At 66.2% G+C, this 2,536-nt stretch carries 4 protein-coding genes; all 4 read left to right on the plus strand.

Annotation, left to right across the window (positions count from 1 at the left end):
* Positions 1 to 354: cytochrome P450 (locus WAN02_RS25995; protein WP_422267810.1), on the plus strand; the 354-nt coding region annotated here is incomplete at its 5' end.
* Between the two features lie 9 nt (positions 355 to 363).
* Positions 364 to 1,377: an alcohol dehydrogenase catalytic domain-containing protein gene (locus WAN02_RS26000; RefSeq protein WP_422267812.1), complete on the plus strand. Its 1,014-nt coding sequence runs from the start codon at positions 364 to 366 to the stop codon at positions 1,375 to 1,377.
* Positions 1,374 to 1,931, plus strand: a complete 558-nt coding sequence (locus WAN02_RS26005) for a YceI family protein (RefSeq protein WP_422267814.1) — start codon at positions 1,374 to 1,376, stop codon at positions 1,929 to 1,931. Before WAN02_RS26000 ends, WAN02_RS26005 begins: the two co-directional genes overlap by 4 nt.
* 14 nt (positions 1,932 to 1,945) lie before the next feature.
* Positions 1,946 to 2,536: LLM class F420-dependent oxidoreductase (locus WAN02_RS26010; protein WP_422267816.1), on the plus strand; the 591-nt coding region annotated here is incomplete at its 3' end.

The following is a 2,536-nucleotide window of genomic DNA, read 5'->3' on the forward strand; positions in this document are numbered from 1 at the left end:
CTCGAGGACTACGAGCTGTCCGGAGTGCAGATCAAGAAGGGCCAGCGCGTCGTAATGGTCTATCGCTCAGCCAATTTCGACGAGGAGGTGTTCGACGACCCGTTCACTTTCAACATCCTGCGTGACCCCAACCCGCACGTGGGCTTCGGCGGAACGGGTGCGCACTACTGCATCGGAGCCAACCTGGCGCGGATGACGATCGACCTGATGTTCAACGCGATCGCCGACGCCATGCCCGATCTGGAGTCGATCGGCACACCCCAACGCCTCCGCTCAGGCTGGCTCAACGGCATCAAACACTGGCAGGTTGATTACCACAGCGATGCCTCAGCGAAACACCCTGTCGCGCATTAGGCTACGGCTATGCCGTCACACAAAGCAGTTCAGGTAAAGTCCGCGGGTGCGCCGCTGGAGCTCGCCGAGGTCGAGACCATGCCGCCGCCGCGCGGCCAAGTGCGGATCAGCGTCGGCGCCTGCGGCATCTGCGGGACCGACGCCCACTTTGTTTCCGGCGACTTCCCCGGTCTGTCCTGGCCGCTGACTCTGGGCCACGAGATCGCCGGCAAGATCGCCGAAATCGGTCCGGGTGTCGAGGATTTCGCGGTCGGTGACCGTGTCGCCGTCGGTTGGTTCGGCGGGTGCTGCAACCACTGCGCACAGTGTCGCAAGGGCTTGTTCATCCACTGTGTGAACGGCAAGGTGCCGAGCTGGCACTACCCCGGTGGCTACGCCGAATCGGTGACCGCGCCGGCCACCGCACTGGCCCGCGTCCCCGCGGAACTCTCCGACGCGGAGGCCGCCCCGATGGGCTGCGCCGGTGTGACGACCTACAACGCGTTGCGCCACACCAACGCGTTGCCGGGTGATCGAGTGGCGATCCTCGGCGTCGGCGGCCTCGGCCACCTCGGGATCCAGTTCGCCCGGGCAATGGGTTTCGAAACCATCGCGATCAACCGCGGCACCGCGAAAAAGGACGATGCGATCAAGCTGGGCGCACATCACTACGTCGACTCCACCGACGGTGACGTCGCCGAAACGTTGAATGACCTTGGCGGGGTCGCTGTGGTGCTGGGCACCGCTGGAGCGTCGAAGGCCATGGCCGCGACGGTCGGCGGCTTGCAACCCCGGGGTGAGCTGATCACCATCGGTGTCACCCCCGAGCCGCTGCCGGTCAGCCCCCTGCAACTGATCACACCGGGGCTCAGCATCATCGGACATCCGTCCGGGACGGCCAGTGAGATCGAAGACACCATGCACTTCGCGGTGCAGACCGGCGTGCGGGCCTGGATCGAAGAGCTGCCGCTGGCGAAGGCCGCCGAAGGCTACGCGGCACTGGAGCAGGGCCGGGCGCGCTACCGCACCGTTTTGACGGTTTGACCGACGACAGCGCGGTGCGAAGCCTTGACGGCTCCCACGGCGAGCTGCTGATCCGTACCGGCGTATCCGGTCGCGCCGCGCAGCTAGGGCATCGGCTGACGATCGCGATGCGCACCTGGCGGGCGAGCATCCAGTGGGATTCCGACGAGCCGGTGAGCGCGGAATTGACCGTCGACGTCGATTCGCTCGAGGTGGTGCGGGGCGAGGGCGGCCTGACCCCGTTGTCCGGCCCGGAGAAGATCCTGGTGCGCAGCAACGCTTTACGTTCGCTGGGCGCTCGTCGATTCCCGCGAATCACCTTCGCCGCCTCGACAATTGAGAGGACGGACGATGGCTACCGGTTGACCGGGGCGTTGACCCTCCACGGCAAGACCCGGCCGCTGACTGTCGATGTGCGCACCGATGACCTGGATGGCAGCTGGTGGCTGTCCAGTGAAACCACGGTCCGGCAATCCGAGTTTGGCATCAAGCCGTACTCACAGCTGTTGGGCTCGCTGAAAGTCGCGGACGATGTCACGGTGTCGTTTACGGCGGAGTGTGCCAACGAATTCTGACGAAGGGAGTCGCGATGCGGATCGGAGTGGTGTTCCCGCAGACCGAGATTGGCGCCGACGCGGGTGCCGTCCGGTCCTACGCCGAGCATGCCGAGGCGCTCGGGTTTGCCCACCTGCTCGCCTACGACCACGTCGTGGGAGCCGACCGGGATGTCCACGCCGGCTGGAACGGCCCCTACGACCTGCACACTACGTTCCACGAGCCGCTGGTGACCTTCGGTTACCTGGCAGCGATCACCACCTCATTGGAGTTGGTCACCGGCGTCGTCATCCTGCCGCAGCGTCAGACCGTTCTGGTCGCCAAGCAGGCCGCCGAAGTGGACCTACTCAGCGGCGGCCGGCTGCGCCTGGGAGTCGGGCTCGGCTGGAACGCGGTCGAGTACGAGGCTCTCGGAGAAGACTTTTCGACGCGAGGCAAACGCTGCGACGAACAGGTCGAGTTGATGCGCAAGCTGTGGACCGAGCCGAGTGTCACCTTCAGCGGCAGCTATCACCACGTGACCGGCGCCGGGCTGGCGCCGCTGCCGGTGCAACGGCCGATTCCGGTGTGGTTCGGGGCGTCATCCGCGCGGGCGTTGCGCCGCGCCGGCCGGCTGGGTGACGGC

It is taken from the genome of Mycobacterium sp. (assembly GCF_049281135.1).
Classification (GTDB): Bacteria; Actinomycetota; Actinomycetes; order Mycobacteriales; family Mycobacteriaceae; genus Mycobacterium.